Raw genomic sequence first — 25,836 nt, 5'->3', positions numbered from 1 at the left:
ACCCCCCTGGTTCACGGATGAGTTGATCAGCGGTGGACCCTGGCCCGGGTGAAGACGCTGATCGGCCGACTGTTCCACGTGCTACACGGTCGAGGGGACGTGGCGGCTGCTGAAGCGGCACGGCTGGTCGTGGCAGCAACCGGCCCGCCGCACGATCGAGCGTGACGACGATGCGGTGGACCTGTGGACAAGGAGGTCTGGCCGCGGGTAAGAGCATCGCGGCGGCTCGCGACGGGTGGATCGTTTTCGAGGACGAGGCCGGTCAGTCGCTGACGCCGCCGTGAGCCAGGTCCTGGGGCCGTCGGGGCTGCACCCCGTGGTCCGCGTGCGCGGCAGGGGCTCGGGCCGGGTATCGATGGCAGGCATGACCTGCTGCAGGCCCGGCGCTCCACCTGACCGCTGGGGTGCGGGAGTTCATCGCCGCGGGTGCCGTGTGGCTCACCGTGTTCCAGCTGCCCACCTACGCGCCGGACCTGAACCCGCAGGACGGCATCTGGTCGCTGGTCAAGCGCGAATCGGCAACCTTGCCGCAGCCGACCTGGGCCAGATCACCAGGGCCGCGAAGGGCAGGCTCAAGCAGATCCAATACCGCCCGGACTTCGTCGACAGCTGCCTTGCGGGCACCGGCCTCATCACGGACGACTGAGCGGCGCTGCGCTGCAGATCGTCAGTCGCCGTAGTACCGGGCGTAGGAGGCGGAGTGCTCCTCCACTGAAAAGCTCTCGAATTCACCGTCCACCTCGAGCTCGCGCAGTCGATTCAGGGCTGCCGCCGCAGCAGGTGCACGGTTGGCCGAGAGGTGGGCCTTCGTCTCGTCGAGCCCGTGCCCAAGCAGGAATTCGATGTCGATCGAGCACGCTGCGTCGAAGCTGGCTTGCTTCGCACTCCAGACCAGGAGCACGTCGTCGACGTCGCCGCTGTTGAACAGCTGGAAGCAGCAGAGCCTCATCAGCTCGGTGTCGCCCTCGCCCTGGGTGCGTTGCTCACGCGCCGTGTGCTCTCTGAGGAGTGCGCGGACCTCGTCGAGATCCGCGCCGACGGGGCGAAGCCCGTAGCGGCGCAAGCATTCCTTGACATCCATCGCTGGTCTCCTTGATCGCCCGGCCCGGCCCGTGGCCCATCGGCCCCGCCCATCGCCGTTCAGTCGGACGACAGCCTCTCTGCCCATCACAGCATGCACACCGAGGGCCGGCTCATATGGGTCGGCGGCCGTCGGCGCAGGTGACCGGGCCCACGCTACCCGACATCACCTACTGACCTTCAAAGCGTGTTGTCGGTAGGGCTGACGGTCCATGATCCCTGCGGTATGCCGAGTGCGTGAGGTATGCGCAAGGTGGTGGTCTGACCCACGAACGGCGGGCCTTCCGCGAGAAGCTGCGGTTGGAGGCGGCCGAGCGCTTCCAGCGGGGAGACGAGACGCGGACATTGCGCACGACCTGCGAGTCAGCGTCCGGTCAGTACAGCGTTGGCGCAAGGGGCCTGGTCAGCGGACGGGCCGGTAGCCCTGGCCTCGAAGGGGCCGACGTCGCTGCCGCTCTCAGCGACGAACTCCTCGCCGTACTCGAGCGGGAGCTGTGCAAGGGACCGGTCGCGCATGGCTGGCCGGACCAGACCTGGACGCTGTCGCGGATCAAGCCCCTGGTCGGGCGCCGGTTCCACAAGAGCTACACCGTCCAGGGCGTCGCCGCGCTGCTCAGACGGCATGGCTGTACCTGCCAGGTTCCCGCCCGCCGTGCCATCGAGCGAGACGAGGCGGCGGTGGCGGCTGGATGAAGGAGAGCCGGCCCCAGGTGGAAGGACCGTGGCGGCGCTCGACGCCTGGCTCGTCTTCGAGGACGAAGCCGGATTCTCGATGACGCCGCCGACACCCGCACCTGGTCCCGCCGCGGCCACACCCCTGTGGTCCGCGTGCGGGGCCGCTCACGCCGTCGCTTATCGGTGGCCGCCCTGGCCTGCCACAAGGACGGCGAATCCTCAAACCTGATCTGACGGACCTGCCCCGACGCCCGGTCCGACGGGCGCAAAAGCTTCTCCTGGAAGGACTACAGCGACCTGATCCAGACCGCCCACCAGCAACTCGGCGGCACGATCGTGCTGGTCTGGGACAACCTCAACACCCACCTCACCGCCGGCATGCGCCGCTACAGCGCCGACCGCGACTGGCTCACCGTCTTCCAACTGCCGCCCTACGCACCCGACCTCAACCCCGTCGAAGGCATCTGGTCCGTCCTACGACGCACCACCGTGGCCAACCGCGCCTTCGCCGACCCCGAAGACCTGATCACGGCCGTCCGACGGGGCCTGCGCCAGCTCCAGTACCGCCCCGACGTCCTCGACGGCTGCCTCACCGGCACCGGCCTCCGACGCCAACCACCATGGCGACACCACGTGTTCAAGGTCAGTAGCACCTAAAAAAGGGGGGGCAGCACACAGGCCCTTCGCCGGTCGACCGGGGGCGGGCCGGCTCCAAGCACCACTTGATCACCGACGGGCACGGCACCCTCTCGCGGTCCTGCTGACCGGCGGAAACCGCAACGATGTCACCCAGCTGCTGCCCCCGCTCGATGCGATCCCGCCGATCCGCGGCCGGGTGGGCCGTCCCCGCCGCAAGCCCGACTCACTGTTCGCCGACCCGGCTACGACCACGACATCTACCGCGACCAGGTCCGCGACCGAGGCATCGTGCCCGCCATGGCCCGCCGCGGCACACGACACGGCACCGGACTGGGCGCCTATCGCTGGGTGATCGAGCGCAGCTTTGCCTGGCTGCACGGCTTCCGACGGCTGCGGATCCGCTGGGAACGACGAGCCGACATGCACGCAGCGTTCCTCAAACTCGCCTGCTGCCTCATCACCCACCGACAACTCGGCTCATTGTGTTAGCCGTTGTTAGCCGTTTCAGAAGAGCCTGTACGAGACCGCGTTATGGGGCAGTCGCGCATCTCGTACTTCGGCCGTACTCTCGCCTTACAGTGCATTCTTTCACTCCGGCCGCCGCTGGTGTATCACTTCACGGACACTTTCATTCTGAAAAGTTTCTCCGCATTGCGGAACGCAATCTTTTCCTTGTCTTCGCGTGGCAAATCGACTCCGCGGAACCAGTCGGTCTGCTCCTTTATGTCCGCGAACGGGTAGTCGGTTGCGAACATTACTCGATCCACGCTTATGTACTTCAGCAGGAGATCGAGTAGTTCGGTCTGGGGGAATGCGCTGGTTGTGACCCAGAAGTTGTCCTGGAAGTATTGCCCGATGGGCTTCTCGAGCGAGTCTTTGGTCGGCTCGCCCATGTCATTGACGATCCGCTCGTAGTAGAAGGGAAGACCTTCGCCCATGTGGCCGATGATGATTTTCAGTTTGGGGAATCTGTCGAAAACCCCGTACGTGATCATCCGAATGCATTGGGTCAGCACCTCCTGGTGCCAGCCATATCCAGACCCACTGAAAATGTAGTCTTGGTACTCTTCCGTGTATTTAGACCGTGTGGTGCTGTAGTAGATCTTGAAGACCTCGTCAGCTGGATAGCCGGGATGTAGGTAGATCGGCACATCGAGAGCAACGGCGCGTGCCAGCACAGGCTCGAAATCGGGATGATCGAGATACTTCTTCGCGATGTGTCCGTTGGTCAGTGCACCCAGGAAGCCATCTTCCCGAACCGAGCGTTCCAGTTCGTCCGCCGCCGCCTCCGGGCTCTGCAAGGGCAAGGTGGCGAAAGCCTTGAAGCGGCCCGGATATTTGGCGATCGGCCCGTCCACAAGTTGCCGGTTAAGACGGTGGGCAAGGTCGATTCCCCTTTGCCCGGGGACATTTTGTACGGAGGGTGTATGAGCAGAGAGGATTTGAACGTTGAGTCCCCCCGCATTCATATCGCCGATGCGGCGTCGGCCTAGATCCGAAAGACCAATTTCCTCAAGGAACGCTATGTGATCCTGATTGATGGAGTTCAGCTTCAACAACGTGGGAGTCGAAAAGGTCTCCTCCGTGCCGATGAAGGGCAGGTCCTGGTCCCGCCGTGAAATGTCCGAAGTCTTGTCCGAAGTCTCGCTCTCGCTCACTTCCGAGACAATGGCGTGCGTGGACAAGCCGGCACCAATTCCAAGTGCCGCGCTGGCGGTGAGAAATCCGCGGCGTCCCATGGGTTTCATGTCAGTCCCTCTCTTCAGGCGTTTGTGTGGTGAGGTATCCGTACGGCATCCGTCTGCGAGATGCTTCAGGGGTCTTCGCGTCCTGCTCGCGCACCACGGCAGCGCTCAGGGCGAGGAACCGCTCGCCGGTGCGCAGCGGCTGTGGTGGAGCTGACGACCGCCCGCGTGCGCGCTGTGCGGGCCGACCGCGTCGGCCCCGCACTGTTGTCGGCGTGTGACCCCGCATGCGGCGACAGGGAGCGCCGTCGCCAGCGCCCTGGTGGCCGCCTCGAACCGCAACCGGCCGGGCTGCGCCTTCCCCGGATGGTGCTGCGTCGACTGCCATCACTAGCCTCCTGCATGCGGATTGCATCGCTTATCCGCATGCCTACTTCCTACTGAGCGAACCTGAGACGAACGTTAAAGAGCTGCTCACGCGCTCTGCTAAATGATCAGTCGTGGGAGCTTCTCGAGCCGTTGCTTCCGCCGTGGCCCGATGAAGACGCCCGGCCCGCGGCCGGTGCCGGATCGGCAGTGCCTGCAGGGCACCTTGTAAGTGCTGCATACCGGGAGCGGCTGGGAAGACCTTCCGCAGGAACTCGGCTTCAGGTCAGGCATGACGTGCTGGCGGCGGATCAAGCAGCGGATCAAGCGGTGGATCAACGCCGGGGTGTTCGACGATCTGCGTCAAATCCTGCTTGCCCAGCTGAACGCGGCAAACGAGGTCGACTGGTCCCGGGCGGTGATCGACGGCAGCCACATCGACACGAAAAGGGGGTCCCGGACCTTGAGTTCGCCCCCATTTCTAGCCCCACGTGAGCGGAGTCGAGGACCACGCGCGAGACATCGATGAGGCCGGGGTCATCGAGTCGGTGCAGCACCGCCTCGGGCGGCCGGCACCACACCCCGGCCCGCGACCAGATCAGGAACCGGCGGTGCGCGGTCGACTTCGATATATCGAGCGAGCGGCTCGGCCGGCACCGCTGGGAGATCGAGCGGTCGATCGCCTGGCTGTTCGGCTTCCGCCGGCTCACCGTCCGGTACGAGCGAAAGGGATCTCACTGCTTCGACTTCCTCGGCCTCGCAGCCGCCATCACCTGCTACAAGAGGCTCGCGAAACTCGCCACGTGAGACATCCTCTTAATGATCAAATAGCTCGAAAATGTGGATGAGAAATGACGACGGTGGAAGGGCCGGGGGTCGCCCTCCGATGCCGTGATGGTGGCCGGTTTCTTCGGACCGCGTAAAAGGTCGTTCGTCCTCGGTTGTGCCTGCGGGCGCTCCACCTTGACGTGGTCCTGCGGCCGGTGAACGCGGCATCTATCGGAGAGGGGCCAGGTAATGGAGTCGTGGACGCGCAGGTAGGGCTGGTAGGAAGTGGAGATGACTACCAGTGATCTCGATCCGATGGAGCGTCTCCTCGCGGAACGCGCCTGTGAACGTTTGATCTTGGAACTCGTCCGTCGGCTCGACCTCGGTGAGCCGAGCACGGTTTCCGACCTCTTCACTCCTGACGGAGTATGGGAATGGCCGTATGACCAGCGGCGGATCGAAGGCCGGGAGGCTCTGCGCGAGTACTTCGGCTCTCGACCGGTGGACCGGTTGTCCCGGCGCATGTGTACGAACATCCTGGTCACCGTCGACTCGTCGGACACTGCCGCAGCGACTACTTACTTCGCGACCTACCGAGTCGACGGTTATACCGAGGGCGCAATGGTGGCGCCCCGGTTGCCGGCGAACATCGGCCATTACCAGGACACTTTCCGCAAGATCGACGGCTCTTGGCTCTTGGCGACACGGAACCTCGTCCTGCCTTTCGGCGGGCCGACGGAACGCCTGGACAGCCCCAGCCAGTCCTGATCGATATGCAGACCTCAGCCTGTGGAGGTTTCCTGTGTTCGGGCCGCCCTGGTGCCGCCGAGCCGGTGGGACTCGGTGCCGCCCTCGATGGTGTTCCCGCCGAAGGTGAGGCGGTCGACGATGGCCGCGCAGAGCCGTGGATGGACTGCCAGGCTTTCGGAGCTTGCGAGGAACGGTCTGTGGAGCACGTCCGCCCGCACGAGGACGACGAGCTGATGGACTCAAGCTGGCGCCCTGTCGATCCCGAGCGTGACCACTTCGAGCCCAAGGCATTTCCACTGGCCGCGTGCCCCGACGATCGCACTGTCCCGTACTGGTGGCGATATCGGGACACGGGGTTCTGGCGTCCCGCCACTGGATGATGCCGTCACCCGGCCTGTTCGTCGAGTCGGGCCAGGAGACCGTCGAGGATCTGCTCGCGTGCCTGCATGACGCCCGGCGGGTCTCGAGAGCTGCCCGGCCGCTTCTTGCCAGTACGCCACCCGGAGTTGTCAGGCCTCGCCCGAGCTTCGCATCGCTGGAGTCTCGCGCCACCAGCCTGGATGCCACCTGTCTGGTGCGACCGCCTCTTTCAGGTCCCGCCTGCACCTGGTTGGTTTGGGGGGCGCCATGCTGGGGGCCAGGGGGTGTCGTGGGTGATCCGTGTTCCTTGGACTCCGAGGTCGCGTCGTGCGGCCAGCAGGAAGTTCTCGCGCGCCTTCCGGAACTCCAGGTAAGCCTCAGGCCATGTGGCAACGCCGGTGGTTGGTATACCGCGGGCCAGCCATTGAAGGTGCCAGAGCGCGTGGTTCAGAGACAGATTGCTGACGCCGCCACCGTGTGCGCTCGTTCAAGGCAGAGACAACGAGAGACACCGCCGCGCCGATGGCGACCCCAACGAGCGGCAGCGCCTGATCGGCAAGGCTCATCTCTTCTCTCCCTTGGCGGATGGAACGAACTGCCGCCGGATTCATATCCGTTGTCTGGGTGATGACACGTGGAGCGGAGACCAAAGACGTCCGGCAGACCTCGGACCGTGGCCAACTGAAGTACTCAGTCGCAACTGTCTTCCCTGACTCACATCTCGTAGGAGAGCATCAGCGTCAGTACGGGCTCGTCCGTGTCGCAGGGTCCGGTGATGGCGATGAGCTGGTCTTCGCGGTGGGCGTCTGGCCGGAGGGCAGGTCCTCGGCTGGTGCCACGTAGCAGACCTCGTTAGCGGGGGACTGCTTGATGGCTTGTGTGACCGCGGACAGTGCCGTGTCCAGTCGGGAGTCCGCCACCGAGCTGAAGCGCCGCACCGACCTCGACGGTGTGCCGCGCCTGATGGTCGTCTTCGACCGGGCCGACGACACCCTGCGGCACATCGCCCGTACTGCGAGCGCTGTTCCTGACCGACGCCGAAGCCGCCGACTGGCGCATCGGCGCCGAACTGCGCGTGCTGCCCCGGCCCCTCGGCGGCGGCCATCGGCTTCGGTCTGCTGGATGCCCTCGGCCTGTACGACGTGGTCCGCGACCGACTCCAGGCCGGAGAACACCTCCACCTCACCCAGCACCAGGACGTCACCGACGCCTTCCTCGCGGGAAACCGCGAACCGCTGTGGGAGCCCGGCAGCAAGCGGGAACGCAAGGCCCAGGTCTTCCCCGACCAGTTCACCAACTGGTTCGGCATGACGCTGGCCACCAACGGCCGCGCCGCCGCGCTGCTGTTCCCCCGCATCGACCCCATCGCTACCCCGGTGCTGGTCGACGGCGAACGAACCCTCCATGAGGCCGACTTCATGAGCGGCGCCGACACGAGGACCGCTACCCCGACCACTTCGGCCTCGCCCACGGCATCGACGGCGGCGGCAGCGACCCGGCCCGCGCAGACGTCGCCGGCCACCTCGCCACGCTCCCGCACCACCATGTCGTCCTCGGCCACGACACGGACGTCAACGCCGACTTCCTCACCAAACTCCCCACAGCCTCTGACACACCACTCCGAGCTCCGGTCGGGCTGCGCCACCCGTTGCCCGACCGGACCCCTGCGTTACCGGACCGCCTCAGAATCAGCCTGCCCGATAACCCCGATCGGGCGTCGTCGGGCAGGGCGTAAGTCGGTGGCGAAGTAGCGCGGATGTGGGGAAGTGAGCCGCCGCGCACTTCCTGAAGCCGGGTGATCATCGTCGTGGCGAGCAGTCTCCAGGGTTCGTCATGCGGTCGACTCGGCTGCATGATCCGAACTCTGTACGCGCTGCTGTTCACGCTGGTCGTGACGGCGGCAACCCTCACGCCGGGCCAGGGTGCCGCGCCCTCCGTACAACTGCCCGGTGGCAGAGACGACTTCGTGGTCGCGATGGGCCGTCTCGCGCCCGGCACCGGCAACTGGACGCGCCTGGGCACGTACCACTTCGACCCGAGCGGGACCGTCACGGCACAGATGTACCGCTGGGAGCAGACGCGCCGTCCGAAGCCCGCGCGGGTGCCCGTCGGAGCAACTCCCGATACGCGCTGCGCGCCCGGCACCCGGGACAAGCCCGGTTCGCGCCCCTGCTCGGTCATGACGGCGGCCGGGTTCACCGGCGCGGCTCCCGAGGTGCGCAGGGGCACCTTCGAACTGCGGGCCGGCGCCGGCTCCATCGTGCACATCGCGTGGACATCTCGGTGGAAGGAGGAGTGGTCCGTCGAGCCCCGGCGCGGCCTGGCAAGCCTGACGTTCCGCAACTCCGGCGCCGCCACGCACGGGTACGCGTACGGCAGCAACGCGGAACTGAGCACGCGGCGTGCCATGTCCAGCGTGCATGCGTACCCGCAGGACCTGCCGCTCGACGGCTGGTCCTGGGCCGGCGGGGACGTCACGCGCATGAAGAAGGGCAATTTCGGCCAGTCCGGCTACCGGGCCTGCCGGAACCCCTCGTGGTGCATGACGAGGTACCAGCCCAGCTCCACGGCGTGCGGCTGCCGGGAGACCTCGATCCAGTACTACCTCGCACGCGTCTCCGCCCACGACCGGCGCGACACCTGGTGGCACTGGTGCACCTGTCTCGCGTCGGCGCACGGGGCCCTGTGCCACGGCGGCAACTCCCATGTGAAGCCGCTCCTGCAGATCCTGGACGACGACGGGGAGTTCCGGGGCTGGGTGGGGGTGGAGGTGTCGTTCTATCCCTATGACTCGGAGGCCGCGGCCCGACCGCAGCACATGCTGGGGGTACTGCGGCTGATCGAACGAGCGTGAACAGAGTCGGAGCCCGGCAGCTTGCTGACCGGCCGCCGCCGGGCACGGGAAAGCACGCATGTAGACGTCCGGCCGTCGCCCTCACGGAGTACGGAGGGCGGCGGCCCGCGGGGACGTCGACCGCGTGCGCGACCTTGCCGGCTCAAGTCATCCGAACAGGGTCAGCCGGGCGGCGTCCCCATCCAACGGTCAGGTGTCGCAGTCACCGGTGTAGATGTGTGACCAGTCGCTCCATCCACCCGACCCGCCGTAGGACACCCGCGCCTGAACCGCCCAGAACTGGCCGGTGTCTCGGCAGCCGAGCGCAGGCGCCGAGTCCGTGTGTACGTGGATGGGGCCCACGGTCCGCCCGGCCGGCACCGTCGTCCTGCCGTCGGCCACCGTCTTCCAAGGCTGCCAGCCTTCCCCCATGGGCTTGCGGTGGTACTGAACCTGGTAGTGGAACGAGCGGGCGTTACTCGCGCTGCTGTCGAGCTTCACGTACGCCCTGGCGATCACGCGCCACAGCGCCGGGTGCCCGGCATTTTGCAGCTCAGTGTTGATGCAGGCGGCGGCTGACGCCTTGCCTCGCCCCTTGAACGCGGCGCACTTGGTCGCGTCCGCATGGGCAGGGGCGGCCGTGGCCAGCACAGTCGACGCGAGTGTCGCTGCTGTCAACGCCCCGACGCAGGCGGACTTGATCTTTCCGGGCATGGTGAAGCTCCGTTTCCGGTGGGTGGGTTGAGGTTCCGGGAGATGACTGCCGTCACTCGTTGTGGTGGCGTCGACCCGGCGAGACCAAAGTGCCCGCCCGGCACCCGGCACGCTAGGAGCGCCGAGTATCCCGTCCGGAGCGATAGCGGAATACGCCTTGTGAGCTGGGGGAACAGCATGGAGGAGGAAACGGTCCCGAAGACCTCGGAGCCGGTTCCGCCGGACTTCGGGGCGGTCATGCGTCGCCTGCGAGGCGAACGCGGAGTGTCCCTGTCGGGGTTGGCGGAGGCGACGAACTACAGCAAGAGCCATCTGTCCAACATCGAGAACGGCCGGAAGCGGCCGAACCGGGAGCTGGCCGAGTCTGTGGACGCCGCGCTCCGCGCGGGTGGTGAGCTGTCTGGGCTCCGTGTCGATCCGGTGGCACAGCCGGGACAGCGGGCGGTGCCCTGCCCCTACCGAGGGCTGGCCGCTTTCGGTGAGCGGGACGCGCGCTGGTTCTTCGGGCGGCGGACCGCGACGGGCACTCTCGTGGCGCGCGTCGTACAGGCCGTGCGGGAGGGCGGCCCTGTGCTGCTGGTCGGGGCGTCCGGGGCCGGCAAGTCATCCCTGCTGAGGGCGGGCCTGCTGCGGGCGGTGGCCGGGGGCGCGCTGGAACGCGGGCCCTGGCACACCGTGGTGGTCACCCCCGGGGGCCGCCCGGTGGACGCGCTGGCCCAGGTGCTCGCCGACCCGCTGGGACTGCCCGTGCAGGACCTCGCTGCCCGCATCCGCGGCGGCGATCTCCCGCCCGTCGATGACCGGCTGCTCCTCGTCGTCGACCAACTGGAAGAGGTCTTCACCCTCTGCGAGGACGAAGCCGAGCGCACCGCCTGTCTCGACGCGCTGTGCGCGCTCCCGCTCGCCGTGCTCGCGGTGCGCGCCGATTTCGTGGACCGCTGTCTGACCCACCCCGGCCTGGTCTCCGCGATCGAGCAGCGGACGGTCGCTCTGGGGGCGATGAACCGCAGCGAGCTCACCGAAACCGTCGAGGAGCCGGCCGCGCTGGCCGGGCTCGACCTGGAACCGGGCCTGGTGGACGCCCTCCTCCACGATCTCGACCCCGGCGGTCACGGCTGCGATCCCGGTTCGCTGCCCTTGCTGTCCCATGCCCTGCTGGCCACCTGGCAGCAACGCACCGGCAGGCGCCTGACAATTGCCGGCTACCGACGCACCGGCGGCATCCGGGGCGCCGTCGCCGAGACCGCCGAGCGCACCTACCTCGACCTGCCGAGTGGAGACCGGGCCGCAGCACGCCGGCTGATGCTCCAACTCGTCCAGGTCGGCGAGGAGGGCACCGACACACGGCGGCGCGTGTCACGCGCACACCTCGACGCCGACACCGGACCCGCGCTGGAAGCGTTCGCCCGGGCCCGGCTGCTCACCCTGGGCAGCGCATCGGTGGAGATCACCCACGAGGCGCTTCTGCGGGCCTGGCCCCGGCTCGCCGGCTGGATCGAATCCGACCGTGAGGGCATCCGCACCCACCAGCGGATCGCCGAGGCGGCGCGGGCCTGGGCGGAGTCCGGACGCCGGCCCGACCTGCTGTTCCAGGGCGCCACGCTGGCCGTCGCCGCGCAATGGGAGGCGGATCACCCCGGGCAGGCACGGGCCGTCGAATCGGAGTTCCTCACCGCCGGCACGCATGAGGCACGGCGCGGGCTGCGCAGGCTGCGCCGTGCGTTCGCAGCCATCGTCGGCCTGATGGTGCTGGTCCTGATCGCAGCCGTAACGATCGTCGTACTGCAAGACCAGGCGGACGGGCAGAACCGGCGGGCCATGGCCCGGGCGATGGCCGGGCACTCCATGACCCTGCGCTCCACCGATCCGGCCGCGGCCGCGGCCCTCGCCCTGGGCGCGTATCGCACGGACCCGGGCGAGGTACAAGCCCGCCAAGCGGCGATCAGCAGCTCCGGCCTGCCGCATCCGGTCCTGTTCGGGCCCACGGGCCAAGCGGTGCAGGCCCTGGCAGCCCGCGCAGGTCTGCTGGCCACCGGGTCACGGGAGGGAGTGGTACGGCTCTGGCGTCTGCCCGAACCGAACGGCCCGCCTGCCGAGGCCCGGCCGTCCCCACTGGCCCGGCTGCTCCTGCCCGGTGAGCGCGTGGTGTACGGACTGGCCTTCACCCGCGGCGGCGAGGGCCTGGTCGTCGCGGACAGTACGGAGATCAGGATCTGGCGGCTGCACGGCACCCGGCGCCCCACCCCCGGCCCTCGGCTGCATGCCTCGGGTGATGCCCGCGACGCCCGTATCACCCAGGACGGCCGCACTCTCGCCGCGGCCTGCGAGGACGGCGTCGTACGACTGTGGGATCTCACCGACCCGCAACACCCCGGCGCCGTCCGCGAACTCCGCGCCGGGCACCGGAAACTCGTCTCGGTCTCTGTCGGCAAGGACGGCTCCCGCATCGCCGCCGGCAGTTCCGAACGCGCCGCCGTCATCTGGACCCGTCGCTCCGACGGCAGCTACCGCCGAACCGACACCGAGCGTTTCCCGGCGCCGGTCAGCGAAACGGCGCTCGCCCCGGACGGCAGGCGGATCGCGGTCGGTCTGAGCACCGGGGCGATGCGGCTGTGCGGGCTGGATCAACGCGGCCTGTGCACCCGCTGGCAAGCGGCCGATCACGTGGGCGGTTTCGCGGCCGGGCTGGGTTACAGCGCGGACGGCGCCTACCTGGCGGAGGCCGACAGCCGCGGCCCGTTGCGGCTGCGCGACCCGGGCACCGGAGACGTCTTGTTGTCCCTCCCCAACCCACGGCCTCTGCAGTCCCTGACCTGGGCCCCGGATCGGCCCACCTTGTACACCGGCTCCACCGACGGTGGCACCGCCTACCGGTGGCCCCTGCCCCTGCCCATACTGCTCGGCCACACCGACACGATCAGCGACATCGCGGTCGACGACCGACGCTCCGTTGCCGCGAGCTCCGCTCACGACAGCTCGGTCCGTCTGTGGTCGATCCGCGACCCTTACCACCCCGCCCTCCTCAGTCTCCTTCCTCACCCCGCTGCCGTGACCACAGTCGCCCTCCACCCCAGCGGCACCCGGCTCGCCGCAGGCACGGCCGACGGCACCGTCCACCTGTGGGACATCACCGACAGGCCCCGCCGCCTCGACACCGATGAGCGCTTCGGCGAACCCGTCACCTCCCTGGCCTTCGCTCCCGACGGCAGCCGTCTCGCGGCCGGCTCCGTCGACAACCGCTCCGCCCTGTGGCGACTGCCGGCCGCCGCTCAACGCCTGTCCCCGCAGGCCCTGTTCGCCGCGCCCTCCTCCAACGGAGTCAACGGCGTCACCTTCGCGCTGGACGGCAGACTGCTGGCCACGGCCGAGAGCGACCGCACCGTCCGCCTCTGGGACACCCGCTCCCGCGGAACCGTCAGCAGCCCCGTCCATGAACTCACCGGCCACACCGCGAGCGTGAACGCGGTCGCCGCCGAGGGCACGCTCCTGGCCTCCGGCGGCCAGGACGACACCGTACGGCTGTGGCGCCTCCACCCCGCCCATCCGCACAGTCGCCCCACCCTCCTCCCGCGCCCGCTGCGCGGCCACAGCGGACACCTCGTCGCTCTCCACCTCGCCGCCGGGGGCCGCACCCTGCTCAGCGCGGGGGAGGACGGCACGGCCGCGCTCTGGAACCTCACCCGCTCGGACCGGCCACTCCTACGAGCCTCCCTCCGCAGCCCCGGCGAGGCGTTCTCCAACGCCGCGCTCAGCGCTGACGGAACCCAGGTGTGGACCGCCGGGGGCCGCACCGCACGCCACTGGACCACCGACGCTCAGCACGCGGCGTCCCGGATCTGCGCCACGACTGGTGCGCCGCTGACCGAGCGCCAGTGGCACACCCTGTTGCCGGACTTCGGACACGTTCCGCCCTGCACATGACCGGCGCCCGAGGGATCCCTGTGTGTCTCCTGCGTCTCTCGCCGGATCGCTTGTCCGTCACCGCAAATGACGGCCGGCCGCACGGCAGACGATGCCGAAGAAGCAGCCCCGCACCGCGCAGCTCGCCCGCCGGATCCAGGCCGTGACGAGCCTGCCGTACACCCGATGCCTCAAGATCTACGAGCCGTCCCACGACAGCTGGGTCCGCCGCGCCCGTGAACTGCGGGCGGCGGGTCTGATCGAGGCCGCCGACCAGCTCCTTACCGCCGCCGGCCTCACCGGCCCCGGGACACCGACCGCCGTAGCCTCCAGGAAGGTGGGCTGTCCGAGCGGCAACGGAGTTCCTCATGGGCAGCAGATCGACCAAGATCCTTCTGTTGCACGAGGAACTCCGTTGGGTGCTCAGTGTTGCGCCCTGCCCGCGACAACCACCCTTTCCTGGCCGGAGACCAGTCGTCCTCTCCGCGTCCCGACCCCGCTGAGCTGCGCTTCGGTCGCCGTCCCGGTGTTGGTGCTGTCCCGAGCTGTCCTCCCGGTCGTGGTGGGAGGGACGGCCGCGTCAGCGCCGCTGGAAGGCGCGGCTCAGGACGTCGAGGGTGACCGCCAGCCCGAGCCGGTGCCCGTGCTCGGAGGCGAAGCGGTAGTGCACGCCGGCCCAGATTCGCGCCTCCATGAGTTCGGCTGTCGCCGCCTGAAGGCTGTCGTAGTGGCGGGTCGTGCCGGAGGCGGGGCTGTACGCGGCGAACGTGAGGTCGTCACGGCCGAAGAACGACCCCAGGGCCGTCATGACCGCCGTGGTGAAGCAGGCGTGGCCCGACGGGTACTCCGGCGACGGGGCGGTGACCCGCAGCGGCGTCCAGTCCGGGTCGGGATCGGTGGCCGGGTTGCCGTCGGTGCCGGCGAGCGGAATGGCCGTCACCGGGCGCCAGAAGTTCCAGTGCGCCTTGGCCTTGTAGCAGGCGATCAGGGTGTCGGCGGAGGCCACGTACACCATGGCGAGCAGCCGCGCCGTCTGGAGGCTGTTGAGGTGGTGCGCGCGGGCGAGTTGCCGGGTGATCGACCATTCGACCATCCGGGGGTCGTCCCACCAGATCGCCGCCTCGGTCTGGTCCTCGGTGCGGACGGTGCTGGTGGCCGCGCCGAGGCTCTTGACCTCGTTCAGGTCGCGGGCCCAGGCGGTGCCGGTCAGGGCCGGCGGGGGCTTGACCCGGTAGGCGCCGGCGTCGGGGACGACGAACGGCTTCAGGTTCGGCACCCAGGCGCCGACGTTGACGTAGCCGGGCGGGGTGAGCCGGTATTGGCCCGGCTCGGTGCCGACGGTCCACGGCGCGGCGGGGTCGAAGCCGTCGTCACGGCGGTTCTCGGTCATCGCCGCGGCGGCGGCCCTGCCGACGGCCACCCCGCCGTCCTCGGCGCGGCCGTCGGGGATCGCGGCCAGCGCCTCGTCGTACCGGGCGTTCAGCGACTCGGCCTGCGCGGGGAAGAGCCACAGCAACGTGTCGTGGGCGGCCGCGGCGACCGCCGCGGCGGTGGAGTTCCCGGGGCGGCTGCGGGGCGCGCTGACCAGGGGCTCGTACGGACGGCCGGCGACGGCGTTGACCGCGTCGTACACGGCGCCCTGCACGATGGCGAAGCTGCGGGTGCTGGTGGTGGGCGACTGCTTGGCGGTGTCGTGGATGGCGCTCTGAGCGTGGATGTTCCAGGCGATGACGGGATTGCCCGAGGCAGCCTCCACGCCGCCGTGCGCCTCGGCGGTGGTGGCCGTCAGCGGGACGGTCAGGACGAGTACGGTGAGGACCGCGATACGGCGTAACCCTCTGAATGTTCCGGTGAGCGGACGTTGTGTCACGAGACCCCCAGGGGCTTGTCGGTGACAGATTGTCCGAGCCTATCGGCGGGGGTCATTTTTGTCGTCACATCGACAATCCGACGGGATTCACACCCGGATGTCCGTCACCTCGGCGACGAACGCGCGGGCTCCCACCGCAAACCCCCGGGCGTTGCTGGAACTCATCGACACCGTTCTCCGTGAACTCCCGGTGTCGTCCGCGCTGAACGACAACCGTTGCTAGCAGAACTCCCCTACATGCTCAGTGAGGAGCTACGGACGGCTGCTGGGCACCCTTCGTTGGGGTTCTCTGAGAGGCACAGGTGGTCGATTCGGCCAGTGTCCACAGAAGCTGGCCTGATCAAGAGCCCCATGGGGCCGGAGCGCCCGAGGCGCGTTGTGAGGGTCGGTGTTGACCGGATCATGGCAAGGGTGAGCGGGGGATCATGCGATCGCGTACGGCAGCGGCCGGGGCACCGAGGAGTGGACGAAGTTCGAAGAACACTTCCTGCTCCGTCGCGTCGCGCTCGGGGACTGCCACCGCGCGTTCGGGCGCCGTGCGTGCACGAGCACGCCTGCGTCCGATGCCGCTTCTTACGCGTCGACCCAGCCCAACTCGGCCGGCTGGTCGCCGCCCTCGAGGAGAGCCTCCAGCATCTACGCCGGCGAAGGGAGGAGGCCGGGCACCTGCGAGCTGATCACGTTGAGCTCCTTGGCCGCGCCGCAACCACTCGAACCTCGACCGACTGATTGCCCTGCCCGCCTCGGACGACGATTCACCGACACCTGCCCGTGCCGTCCGGTCCCAGTGCGCTGTCTGTGCCGGCTGGCATGATCAGCGCAGGTTCGAGACTTCTCCAGCGTCACTGCGCCTGGCCATGGGGAGTCCGTGGGTATGGGGGTGGCCGGTGGATTCATGGGACAGCGATCGGACATACCAGGCGGTGGTACAGGCCTTCGTGGACGGCGATCATCTCGATTGCGTGGATGGGCCGCTTGACGTCCGAGCTGTGGTAGCGGGCATCAGCACTCAGGCCAAGGACGGGTTTCAGCTTGAGGAGGTGCCATGGGAACGATTCCCGGAGGGTGCCGGCGTGCGGCAGGAGATGGAGAGTTTGCGTTCAGGCGATACTGTCCGTGGTGGCCTGAGCGTACTCATCGGCCTGTGCGCGAATGACATGAGGGCCGCAGTGGCACTGGCGGTGCCCTTCTTGATTCGGGTCGGTACGGACCCGGAAGCGGGCCGGCGAGCCCAAGCCCTGGCAGTGACAGCAGAAGCGGCGCGTATGCAGCACCACGGCGTGTGCACCCGTGCCGACATGCTGCGGTTCCGTGGTGAAGACGAATGGTTCTTCGAAGTCACGGGCTACCTGCAGAACTGGTCGGTGCAAGCCGCCCGCGACGCAATCGCCGCGGACACCGACCTCCTCATGCCCCTGGTCGACGACCCTGACCCTACGGTGCGCATCGCCGCCGCCTACGCGCTGGCGGCCGCCTCCGCCCGCGCGCAGACCATCATGTCCGCCTTTCAGACCCGCCTGCTCTGCGAACACGACCCGGCCGTACGAGCGGGACTGGTCCTGGCAATTGCACAACTGGCCCGAGCACACCAGGACCCCGACACAGTGGTCTGGATGCAGGCCTGCTGGTCCAATCATGCACAGCCGCCCGAGGTGCGCGTGAGCGCCGCACTGGGCTGGATGTGTCTCACCGACCTGCCGGTCCCCGACGAACTGGCCGCCTTACTGGACCACCTCGCCACCCCCGAGACAGCCCAGCTCGTGGCACCGCTCCCGTGGCTGCGTGCGGCCGAGCACGCCGCCGGCGATGGCCTGCAACGCTGCCTGCGGACCATGCTGCATCCCGACACTCCTGACGCTGAAGACCGACGGAACGACCCGTGGTCCTGACAGAACCAAGTCATGATTCGCAAGACTGGAAAGCAGCAACGCCTCCGCCCACGCCCGGCGACTCGGCATCACCGTCCGTCGACCCAGTCACGGCACGTCGTGCTGATGCCAGGCCCTCGACACCGAGGCGGGCCACTTGAGAAGTGCAGTGAAGGAACCCATCCCACTTCGGCTCCGCGGCGAACCCGGCGAGCAGGGCGGGGCTGGTAACGGCCACGGTGAGCATCGCTCGGGCAGGGACCACGTCATGCCCGGATGCATTCCACGCTGCGTGGCCGACGGGCACGCGGTCACTCAGCAGACAGGCCGAGGTGCGGTGCCGCGGCTAGTCGAGGATGCCGTGCGCGGTGTCCGGGCGGCAGCGGATGCAGGGCGGCACCTGCGGCGCAGGGCCGTCGATGGCCTGCTGGCGGGTGGCCGGGTGGCACCGGCCGCTCTTGGCCGCTGCCCAGCAGTCGCCGGTATGCATGGCGTCCACGTCGGTGCGGTTGAGCCCGTACTGGACAAGCCAGTCGGGCGGTGCCGGCCGCGCCTGCTCGCTCAGGCGCCGCTCGGCCTGGCGCCGTCCCTCGTCGGCGATCCAGTGACCGGCCTGCATAAACGCCCTCTCAGAACCCGTTCGTCGACCACCCCGAGTGGGTCGAGGCGATCTTGTGGGCCGACGGTGACACGTGCGCCGAACTCCCCGTGACAACAAGGGAGTTCAGCGCCACACCTGTCTCCACGGTTACGGATCCATGACATTGGGACGTACAACTGGGATCGCCCGGCTCGAGTCGTACCCACTGAACGCGGCCTTCCGCGTACAGAACCGACCGACTCGAAAGGCTCACGTATGTCCCGAGCACACCGCCGAACCCGTACCGCGCTCACCGCACCCCTGGCAGCCGCGGTCCTGCTCGCCGCAGGGTTCGGCGCCATGGCTCTCACCGGGGGCCCGGCGCTGGCGGCCACCGGGTCCGTGGACACGCAGGACGACTTCAACGGCGACGGATACGCCGACCTGGTCGTGTCGGCTCCGGACGCCACGATCTCCGGCAAGGCCAAGGCGGGCTACGTGGCCGTCATGTACGGCTCCGCCCATGGGGTCTCCGCCGCGAACAAGAAGCTCATCAGCCGCTCCACCAGCGGCGTTCCCGGCTCCGCCACCGCGAACCAGGGCTTCGGGACCAACTTCACCAAGGGCGACCTGGACGGCGACGGCTTCAGCGACCTGGTGATCTCGGGCGGCAGTCCCGGCTCCGTCATCCTCTGGGGCTCCGCCTCCGGACTCACCGGCGGCACGGCCGTACCCGGGTACGGGCAGTCCCCCACGACCGGCGACTTCGACGGCGACGGCAAGACGGACCTCGCCCTGTTCTCCTACCTGTCCGGCGCGGGCGACGACCCGGCGAGCGGCGACGCCACCGTGTGGAAGGGCCCGGTCACCCGCGCCGGACAGCCCACCGCCACCCTGCCGCTGCTGGACAAGGCCGACTGGTGGGGCTACGACGCGGGCGACGCGTCCTGCGCCACCAACGGCGGCTGCCAGGAGGACGGCGACTCGATCAGCGGGCCCATCCGCTCCACCCGGACCGGCGACGTCAACGGCGACGGCAAGGACGACATCGTCGCCTGGAAGTACGCGGGCGACGGCCAGTGGGGCAACCGTCTGTTCCTCGGCGGCGGCAGCACGGGCTTCACCAGCGGCTGGGTCCCCGCGGACGGCACGGCGACCGGTACGGGCACCGGCATCGGGGACGTGAACAACGACGGGTTCGACGACGTCGTGGTGGGCAACTACTGGAACGGCGGCAAGGTCCAGATCGCGTTCGGGTCGGCCTCCGGCCTGTCCGGGGAGCGCGTACAGACCTTCGATCAGGACCTGCCCGGCTTCCCCGGCGTGGAGGAGGAGGGCGACGGGATCGGCTCCACGGTCTCGGTGGCGGACGTCAACGGCGACGGCTTCGGCGACATCGCGCTCGGCATCCCGGGCGAGGACATCGGCGACATCACCGACGCCGGGTCCGTCGCCCTGGTCCCCGGCAGCGCCTCCGGTGTCACGGGCGCCGGTGCGCAGACCTTCCACCAGGACACCGCCGGGGTACCCGGAGTCGCCGAGAACGACGACCAGTTCGGCGCGAGCAGCGCGCTGTTGGACGTCGACGGTGACGGCCACGCCGACCTCGCGGCCGGTTCCCTGGCCGAGAACAGCTGGAACGGCGCGGTCTGGGTGCTGCGCGGCACGGCGACCGGTCTCACGGCCACGTCGTCCCTCGCGTTCGGCGCTGGCGACCTCTCGGCGCCCGCCACGGGCGCCCGCTTCGGCGCGCTCCTGCGCTGAGCGAGCCGATCGGGCAACGGGGGTTCGGTGGGGCGGCCTGTGCCGCCCCACCGTCATGTCCGGCCGGCCGGCGACACGACCCGATCCCATCCCCGAAGCGTCGGACCTAGGGGTGGTGGGGGAGTTGTGTGTGGGCTGCTGATCGCAGGAGAGGGCCCTGGCGGCGGCTTGGGGGAGTGAGGCTGGGTGGGGCTGGCGGGTGGGGCTGCGGACAAGGCGGGTAACCGGTACGCGGACTGGTGGACCGCGTTGCGAGTGGTGGAGTTGCTGCGGGGGCTGGCGTCGCGGATCCGTCTGGAGCCGCCGGGACGGCAGGGACAGGGATCGAGCGTGAATGGGGCGCGCCAGGACGCCATGGAGCTGTACTTCGAATGGAACACCAGCAGCGGCTGTGCCCTCGTCACTGAAATCGCCAAGGTCAAGGACGTCACCCGCTCGATGGGAGCCGGTCTCACTCCCGCCCCCGAGAGGGTGGCGGGCTTCTTCCTCGCCGGCCTGGCCGAACGCCTCGCGCCCTTCGACAGGAAGGGACCCTTCAGGGACCGCTTCCACCACGCGCGGAACGCTGCTGCCGAGCGCCTGGCCGTCGATGCCGTGCTCTCCGAGGACACCGTCGTGTCCATTCCGGTGCGTGCCGGGGAACTCGCGGCCCACCAGCGGCTTGTCCAGTTCGTCGACATGAGCGAGGCGTTGAGCGGTGTCGCCGTACAACTCGAACTGGTCGCCGCAGGAGGACCCCGATGAATACCACCTACGTCACCGTCGACCCCCACTTCCGCCCCAAGCGCCGGAACTGGCCCCTCATCTGGGCTTACATCATCGAAGGCGGCGGGTCCACCAAGTCCACCAGCGCCACGTCCACGGCCGTCATCGCCGCGCTGCGCGGCTACCCCGGCGTCGTCTTCGACCTCGACGGCAACATGTCGTCGACCATCGTCCTCGGCTACGACGAGACCGCCCTCAAGGGCAAGAAGACCGCGATCGACCTGCTCTACGGCAAGGCCACCCTGGACGAGGTCGCGCTGCCCGCCCGCTACCGCATCGGCGACGGCGACGAGCCCGAAGGGGACTTCGCGCCCATCCCGAACCTGCGCGTCGTGCCCAGCAGCCCAGCCATGGCCGGCGCGGACCTGGCCATCGCAGAGGACGCGGACCGCAACGACTGGTTCGCCGAGATCCTGCGCTCCTACGAGGGTGACGACACGGTCTTCTACCTGGACTTCCCGGCGAGCTACGGCAAGATGCCCTATTCCGTGCCGCGCATGCTGGACGAAGACGACTCCGTCATTCCGTCGATCAAGGCCGACCCCCAGGCCGTCAAGCTGGTCAAGCGGCTCACGGACGAGCTGGAGCGAGTCCGCGACAAGAACCGCGGCCGCCGGTCCGTCCCGGGTCGGCCGACGCTCAACCACCTGATCCTCACCGGAACGCCGACGCTGACCTGGAACGAGGCGGCGGCAGCCCGCCGCGCCACAGCCGCAGCGGAGGCGATGTACAGCTCCGTGCTGCTGCCCTACATCCGCTACTCGGCAGACGCCGAGAAGCTCTACGAGGACGAGGTTCCCCTGCCGATCCTCCTGCCCAACTCGGTGCCGTCCGTGGACTACCGGAAGGTGATGACGCACCTCGGCTTCGTCGACCTGATGGCCTGAGCGTTCCCGGTTTGCACGGGCGACATCTCGACGGTGCCTTCCGCCGCGTCCACTGCGACGTCCTCGTCCACCTCGGGCTGCTGGTCATCAACAAGCAGCACGGCTCGGTCAAACCCCGCGCCTACGACCTCCTGCGCTTCGGGCGCTGCCGCCATGACCTGTGGTGCGACCGGGGCCGCATCGCCGAACGCGTCCTCCTTGACGACGGAACGAGCACCTTGCTCCCGGTACCCGTAAGCCGCCTCGAACACCGGCAGGGCCGTGCGAAGTCACGCTGGTACCACCTGCTCCTCATCCCCTGCCGCCACGGCGCCCACCCGTACCGGGTTCAGGTCGGGATCACGACGACACCTGATGACCGCAGCAGCACGGACCCCACTACCGGCCGCAGACTCAAATGCGACCAGAGCTTGTGGAACAACCGCATGATCTCCTACGGGCTTGAACGCCAGAAGGTCTTCGCCCTGAGCTTCGCCCTCGCTCAGGATGTCACGAGCAGGCGCGCCTTCCTGGAGCGATCAAGGGTCACGCGGGCGGTGGGTACGGGGGCGGAAGCCGGCGTAGTACTGCCGAGCAGATCAGCCGACGGCTCGCTGCCTGCCCCGTCGCCTTCTTTCCTGAACAGGTGTACGCCGAGGCGGGGCCCTGCCGCGTTACGCGTCGGCCAGGTGCTCGGCGAAGAATTCCTCGATCCGGTGCCAGGCGTCGGCGGCGGACTCCGGTTCGGGCCCGATCCCGGAGATCCGGGTGAGCGGGCGCAGCCAGCGCGGGGCGTTCTCGGCGTCGTTGAGGAAGGAGTGTCCGGCGGCGGGGTATTCCTTCACGTCGTGTGGTGCGCCGACCTGGGTCAGGGCGGCTTCCAGCCTGGCCGCGGCTCCCTTGAGCATCCGGTCACGGCCGCCGTAACTGGCCACTACGGGGCAGGACTTCGCGAGGGCGCGCTCGCTGTCCTCGGGGAGCTGACCATAGTTCACGGAGGCCGCGTCGAAGCCGCCCCGCCCTGCGGCGAGCAGGGCGAAGCTGCCGCCCATGCAGAAGCCGATGATGCCGATGCGTTCAGTGCAGTCGGGGTGAGCGGCCAACGACTGGCGTGCGGCTTCCAGATCGGCCCAGGCGCGACCGCGGCCCGATGTCGCGGCGCGCATCGTCGGCACCAGGCAGCGGCGGACGCCCCCGTCGGAGAAGAGATCCGGCATGAGCGTCAGGTAGCCGGCCCGGGCGAGCCGTTCGGTCTGCCGCAGCATGACCTCGTCCACCCCCAGTGCCTCGTGTACGACGATGACGCCGGGCCACGGGCCGGTGCCCCCGGGGCGGGCGAGATGACCGGACAGCCGACGGGAACCGCCGAGGGAGGCACTGAGATGTACGAGGTCGACCCGGGTGGGAGTGGGCATCGAGTTCTCCAGGTGAGGGAGGTCGGGCAGAGGGAGGGCATGTGCGCGGACGGCGAGGCCCCGATTCCTCGGACGGCATCCAGGGGGTGGCCTGACATCACGGTCAGTCGGACGGGCAACGGCGTCGTGAACTCCCTCCCGCCTCGGTCCGAGCTGCCCGGGAAGCTTTTCGCTCGTGGTGTTCCAGACCGCCTACGGCTCTCTCGCCACGGGCCTCGGTCTGCGGGCGGGGCAGACGCTGCTGATCCGCGGCGGCACCTCCACGGTCGGGCTGAGCGCGGCCACGATCGCGAAGGGCCTCGGAGCCACCGTCCTGTCCACCACCCGCAGCCCGGAGAGGGCGGGCGAACTGCGGGCCGTGGGCGTCGACCATCCACTCGTCGACAACGGCACCATCGCCGGCCAGGTGCGCGAGCTGATGCCGGACGGAGTCGACGCCGTACTGGAACTTGTTGGCTGCTCGGTCCTCGCCGACACCTTCCGCACCGTCCGCCGCCACGGCACCGTCTGCTTCACCGGAGCCCTGGCGGGCCAGTGGACGATCCCCGACTTCACCCCGTTCATGATCCCTGGGGGGGGGTGCGGCTGACCGCCTACGCGGGCGAGGCCACCGACCTGCCCGCCGAGGTGTTCCAGCAGCAGCTGCAGGCCATCGCGGACGGACGGCTCAAGGTGCCGGTCGCGAAGGTCCACCACGGCCTGGAACAGGTGCGCGATGCCCAGGCCGACGTCGAGGCCGGCACGACGCCGGGCAAGCACGTGGTGCTGCTCGACGACTGAGAAGCACAGAAACACACCATTCCGCGCCGGTCAGGTCAGAGCCGGCCCGCCGCGGCATGCATGAAAGGAAGCGCCATGGGCGTCAACAAGGAAGAAATCAGCACGACCATCCTCGAGCTGGAGAAGTCGTTCAACGAGCGGTGGAGCGTCGGCGACAACCGTGGCTACCTCGACGCGTTCGCCGATGAGGTCAGCTATTTCGACCCGATCCTCGAGAACATCCTGGTCGGCCGGGACAAGGTCATCGCATGGATCGACTCCATCTACTCCAACCCGAACATCGTCCGCAACGAATACCTCAACCCGCAGGTCCACGTCAGCGACGACGGCGACCTCGCCGTCCTGGGCTACAACCTGAACACCTTCGTTCTTGACGAGAACGGCGAGGAGAAGCAGCTGCGCTCCTGGAACGCCTCCCACGGCTACAAGCTCATCGACGGCCAGTGGCGGATCGTGCACTCCAACTGGGCGTTCTCCCAGACCGTGACGGAGAAGATCGCTTCCTGACCGGAAGGTCCCGAAGCAACACCCCCTCATCTGGACCAGCCAGAGGGCAAGCCCTGCGAAACAGGGGACGAAAGACTCCGCGGCGGCCGCCGCGCCGGACGCGATCACCGTGCACGCGGCCCGCGTGCACAATCTCAAGGAGCAGGGTCTCTTCGCGGCCGACGAAAGCCCGCACTGTCACCCAGGCCATCGAGCACACGGGCGACCTGAACAAGGTCCGCTCCCGCCTGCGGACTCTCGTCGACCTGGGCCTGGGCTACCTCATCATCCTGGATGAACCCAGCTCAGGCCTGCACCGCTCAGACGTCCGCGTCCTCTTCGCGTGCTGCGACATGACCGCCAACGCCGACTTCGTGATCGACCTCGGCCCCGGCGGCGGCGAGGCAGGCGGACGCGTCACCGCCACCCCCGGCCAGATCACCGAAAGCCCCGACAGCTTCACCGGCCACTACCTGCGCGAGGTGCTCGCCCCCTCTGGCCGGCCATGAAGGCCCGCTGCGGCCCGAAGGGCCGTGGCGGCCGCGGCCATGTGGGTTTGTGGCTCGTGCTGCCCACGCCTCACATGTCGGTGTCGGCTTCGCGGGCCGTGAAGTCGGTCGGGGTGAGACCGGTGTGGTTACGGAAGAAGCGGCCGAAGTTCGCTGGATCGGTGAAGCCGAGATGGACGGCCACAGCCCGGGCGTCCCACCCGGCGCCTCCCAGCAGGCGCCGGGCTTCGAGCAGCCGCCGCTCGTCGATGACCTCACGCACCCCTTTGCCGGTGGCGTCCCGGGCCGCGCGGCTGAGAGTGCGGACCGAACAGCCGAGCAGCCCGGCATAGTCCGCGGCCCGGCCCTTGATGGTGCCGGAGCGGTGGGCGTTGAGGGGCTGTTCCATCTTCATGGCTTCCAGGACGACGACGAGGTCGCCTTCCTTGACCTCCTGGCCCTCCTCGACGGCGACCTTGACGATGGTGCCCTGCATGGGGGAGGCGAGGGTGTCGCCGGAGGCGGCGGGGCCGGACTTCTTGGCCGCGCGGCGTTTGGGCTTGGCGCCGGCGGCCAGGCCGGTGCGGGCCAGGGTCATGCCCAGGGCGGCGGGCAGGGAGACCTCCAGGCGCTTGCCGCCGACCTCGACCACGATCGTCTCGCGGTCGCCGTCGTCGTCGGTGTCGGTGTCGGCGGGGGCCGCGAAGGGCTTGATGTCGTTGGTGAACTCGGTCTCGATCCAGCGGGTGTGGACCGTGAACGGGTCGCTGGAGCCGGTCAGTTCGGGGGCGAACGCAGGGTCGGTGACCACCACGCGGTGGAAGGGGATGGCGGTGGCCATGCCCTCGACGGTGAACTCCGCAAGCGCGCGGGCGGCCCGCTGCAGGGCCTGCTGGCGGGTGGCGCCGGTGATGACCAGCTTGGCCAGCAGGGAGTCCCAGGCGGGGCCGATCACGCTGCCGGATTCCACGCCGGCGTCGAGGCGGACGCCGGGGCCGGTGGGTGCGGTGAAGGTGGTGACGGTGCCGGGGGCGGGGAGGAAGCCGCGGCCGGGGTCCTCGCCGTTGATGCGGAACTCGAAGGAGTGCCCGCGCAGTGGCGGGTCGTCGTAGCCGAGGTGTTCGCCGTCGGCGATGCGGAACATCTCGCGGACCAGGTCGATGCCGGTGACCTCCTCGGTGACC

At 68.9% G+C, this 25,836-nt stretch carries 16 protein-coding genes and 7 pseudogenes; 15 read left to right on the top strand and 8 right to left on the bottom strand.

The genetic code is table 11. From position 1 onward, the window contains the following. Positions 1–3: 3 nt before the first annotated feature. Positions 4–646, top strand: a pseudogene (locus HW837_RS50330) (winged helix-turn-helix domain-containing protein); the annotation flags it as partial. Positions 647–667: 21 nt separating this feature from the next. Here HW837_RS50330 and HW837_RS11810 read toward each other — a convergent pair. Next, positions 668–1,081, bottom strand: a complete 414-nt coding sequence (locus tag HW837_RS11810) for a hypothetical protein (RefSeq protein WP_193379793.1) — start codon at positions 1,079–1,081, stop codon at positions 668–670. A 236-nt stretch (positions 1,082–1,317) separates the two neighbouring features. Between HW837_RS11810 and HW837_RS50325 the strand changes: the two are divergent. After that, positions 1,318–2,412, top strand: a pseudogene (locus HW837_RS50325) (IS630 family transposase). An 8-nt stretch (positions 2,413–2,420) separates the two neighbouring features. Beyond that, positions 2,421–2,880, top strand: a pseudogene (locus HW837_RS11795) (transposase); the annotation flags it as partial. A gap of 125 nt (positions 2,881–3,005) precedes the next feature. Here HW837_RS11795 and HW837_RS11790 read toward each other — a convergent pair. Both HW837_RS11790 and HW837_RS11785 read right to left on the bottom strand, forming a co-directional pair. Next, on the bottom strand, positions 3,006–4,142 hold the full coding sequence (locus HW837_RS11790) for an amidohydrolase family protein (RefSeq protein WP_052683187.1): 1,137 nt from the start codon (positions 4,140–4,142) through the stop codon (positions 3,006–3,008). 752 nt (positions 4,143–4,894) lie between these two features. After that, a pseudogene (locus HW837_RS11785) lies at positions 4,895–5,077 on the bottom strand (IS5/IS1182 family transposase); the annotation flags it as partial. 1 nt (position 5,078) lies between these two features. Here HW837_RS11785 and HW837_RS48555 point away from each other — a divergent pair. The 4 genes and pseudogenes from HW837_RS48555 to HW837_RS11765 form a co-directional block, all read left to right on the top strand. Then, positions 5,079–5,252, top strand: a pseudogene (locus tag HW837_RS48555) (IS5/IS1182 family transposase); the annotation flags it as partial. Positions 5,253–5,504: 252 nt separating this feature from the next. Next, positions 5,505–5,981, top strand: coding sequence for a nuclear transport factor 2 family protein (locus tag HW837_RS11775; RefSeq protein ID WP_193379794.1), 477 nt, complete (start codon positions 5,505–5,507; stop codon positions 5,979–5,981). Between the two features lie 1,399 nt (positions 5,982–7,380). Beyond that, positions 7,381–7,920 (top strand): annotated as a pseudogene (locus HW837_RS11770) (hypothetical protein); the annotation flags it as partial. A gap of 255 nt (positions 7,921–8,175) precedes the next feature. After that, positions 8,176–9,177, top strand: coding sequence for a hypothetical protein (locus tag HW837_RS11765; protein WP_193379795.1), 1,002 nt, complete (start codon positions 8,176–8,178; stop codon positions 9,175–9,177). Between the two features lie 189 nt (positions 9,178–9,366). On the opposite strand, the gene HW837_RS11760 is transcribed toward HW837_RS11765, so the two are convergent. Then, on the bottom strand, positions 9,367–9,870 hold the full coding sequence (locus HW837_RS11760; RefSeq protein WP_045563071.1) for a hypothetical protein: 504 nt from the start codon (positions 9,868–9,870) through the stop codon (positions 9,367–9,369). Positions 9,871–10,047: 177 nt separating this feature from the next. Here HW837_RS11760 and HW837_RS11755 point away from each other — a divergent pair, with 177 nt between their 5' ends. Continuing rightward, positions 10,048–13,791 (top strand): nSTAND1 domain-containing NTPase, encoded by a 3,744-nt coding sequence (locus HW837_RS11755; RefSeq protein ID WP_193379796.1) that lies wholly within the window; start codon positions 10,048–10,050, stop codon positions 13,789–13,791. A 559-nt stretch (positions 13,792–14,350) separates the two neighbouring features. Here the strand turns inward: HW837_RS11755 and HW837_RS49995 are convergent. Then, a complete protein-coding gene (locus tag HW837_RS49995; protein WP_196788846.1) occupies positions 14,351–15,640 on the bottom strand; it encodes a vanadium-dependent haloperoxidase in 1,290 nt (429 codons plus the stop codon). 887 nt (positions 15,641–16,527) lie between these two features. On the opposite strand from HW837_RS49995, the gene HW837_RS49990 reads away from it, so the two are divergent. Continuing rightward, positions 16,528–17,529: a HEAT repeat domain-containing protein gene (locus tag HW837_RS49990; protein ID WP_313895475.1), complete on the top strand. Its 1,002-nt coding sequence runs from the start codon at positions 16,528–16,530 to the stop codon at positions 17,527–17,529. Between the two features lie 325 nt (positions 17,530–17,854). Here HW837_RS49990 and HW837_RS11740 read toward each other — a convergent pair whose 3' ends face one another. After that, positions 17,855–18,127 (bottom strand): DUF6233 domain-containing protein, encoded by a 273-nt coding sequence (locus HW837_RS11740; protein WP_045563547.1) that lies wholly within the window; start codon positions 18,125–18,127, stop codon positions 17,855–17,857. A gap of 237 nt (positions 18,128–18,364) precedes the next feature. On the opposite strand from HW837_RS11740, the gene HW837_RS11735 reads away from it, so the two are divergent. The 3 genes from HW837_RS11735 (at position 18,365) to HW837_RS11725 (ending at position 21,504) form a co-directional block, all read left to right on the top strand. Then, positions 18,365–19,852, top strand: coding sequence for an FG-GAP and VCBS repeat-containing protein (locus HW837_RS11735; RefSeq protein ID WP_045563548.1), 1,488 nt, complete (start codon positions 18,365–18,367; stop codon positions 19,850–19,852). A 186-nt stretch (positions 19,853–20,038) separates the two neighbouring features. Then, on the top strand, positions 20,039–20,596 hold the full coding sequence (locus HW837_RS11730) for a hypothetical protein (RefSeq protein WP_159041020.1): 558 nt from the start codon (positions 20,039–20,041) through the stop codon (positions 20,594–20,596). Continuing rightward, the gene (locus HW837_RS11725; RefSeq protein WP_045563550.1) at positions 20,593–21,504 is read left to right on the top strand and encodes a ParA family protein; all 912 of its coding nucleotides are present in this window, start codon (positions 20,593–20,595) and stop codon (positions 21,502–21,504) included. Before HW837_RS11730 ends, HW837_RS11725 begins: the two co-directional genes overlap by 4 nt. 653 nt (positions 21,505–22,157) lie before the next feature. On the opposite strand, the gene HW837_RS11720 is transcribed toward HW837_RS11725, so the two are convergent. Next, positions 22,158–22,898 carry a dienelactone hydrolase family protein gene (locus tag HW837_RS11720; protein ID WP_045563552.1) on the bottom strand — a complete coding sequence of 247 codons (741 nt, stop codon included), beginning with the start codon at positions 22,896–22,898 and terminating at the stop codon, positions 22,158–22,160. Positions 22,899–23,076: 178 nt separating this feature from the next. Between HW837_RS11720 and HW837_RS49985 the strand changes: the two are divergent. The 3 genes and pseudogenes from HW837_RS49985 to HW837_RS11705 form a co-directional block, all read left to right on the top strand. Then, a pseudogene (locus tag HW837_RS49985) lies at positions 23,077–23,678 on the top strand (zinc-binding dehydrogenase); the annotation flags it as partial. A gap of 75 nt (positions 23,679–23,753) precedes the next feature. Beyond that, on the top strand, positions 23,754–24,185 hold the full coding sequence (locus HW837_RS11710; RefSeq protein WP_045563553.1) for a YybH family protein: 432 nt from the start codon (positions 23,754–23,756) through the stop codon (positions 24,183–24,185). 332 nt (positions 24,186–24,517) lie between these two features. Next, positions 24,518–24,673 carry a hypothetical protein gene (locus tag HW837_RS11705; protein ID WP_159041021.1) on the top strand — a complete coding sequence of 52 codons (156 nt, stop codon included), beginning with the start codon at positions 24,518–24,520 and terminating at the stop codon, positions 24,671–24,673. A 70-nt stretch (positions 24,674–24,743) separates the two neighbouring features. Here the strand turns inward: HW837_RS11705 and HW837_RS11700 are convergent. Next, positions 24,744–25,836, bottom strand: a 1,093-nt coding sequence (locus HW837_RS11700; RefSeq protein ID WP_193383456.1) for a helix-turn-helix domain-containing protein, incomplete at its 5' end; no start/stop codon positions are given.

Origin of the sequence: Streptomyces caniscabiei, assembly GCF_014930365.1 — a bacterium.
GTDB classification, from domain to species: Bacteria; Actinomycetota; Actinomycetes; order Streptomycetales; family Streptomycetaceae; genus Streptomyces; species Streptomyces caniscabiei.
Note: the sequence above shows the minus strand (reverse complement) of the source record. Positions and strands in the feature narration are given on the sequence as shown.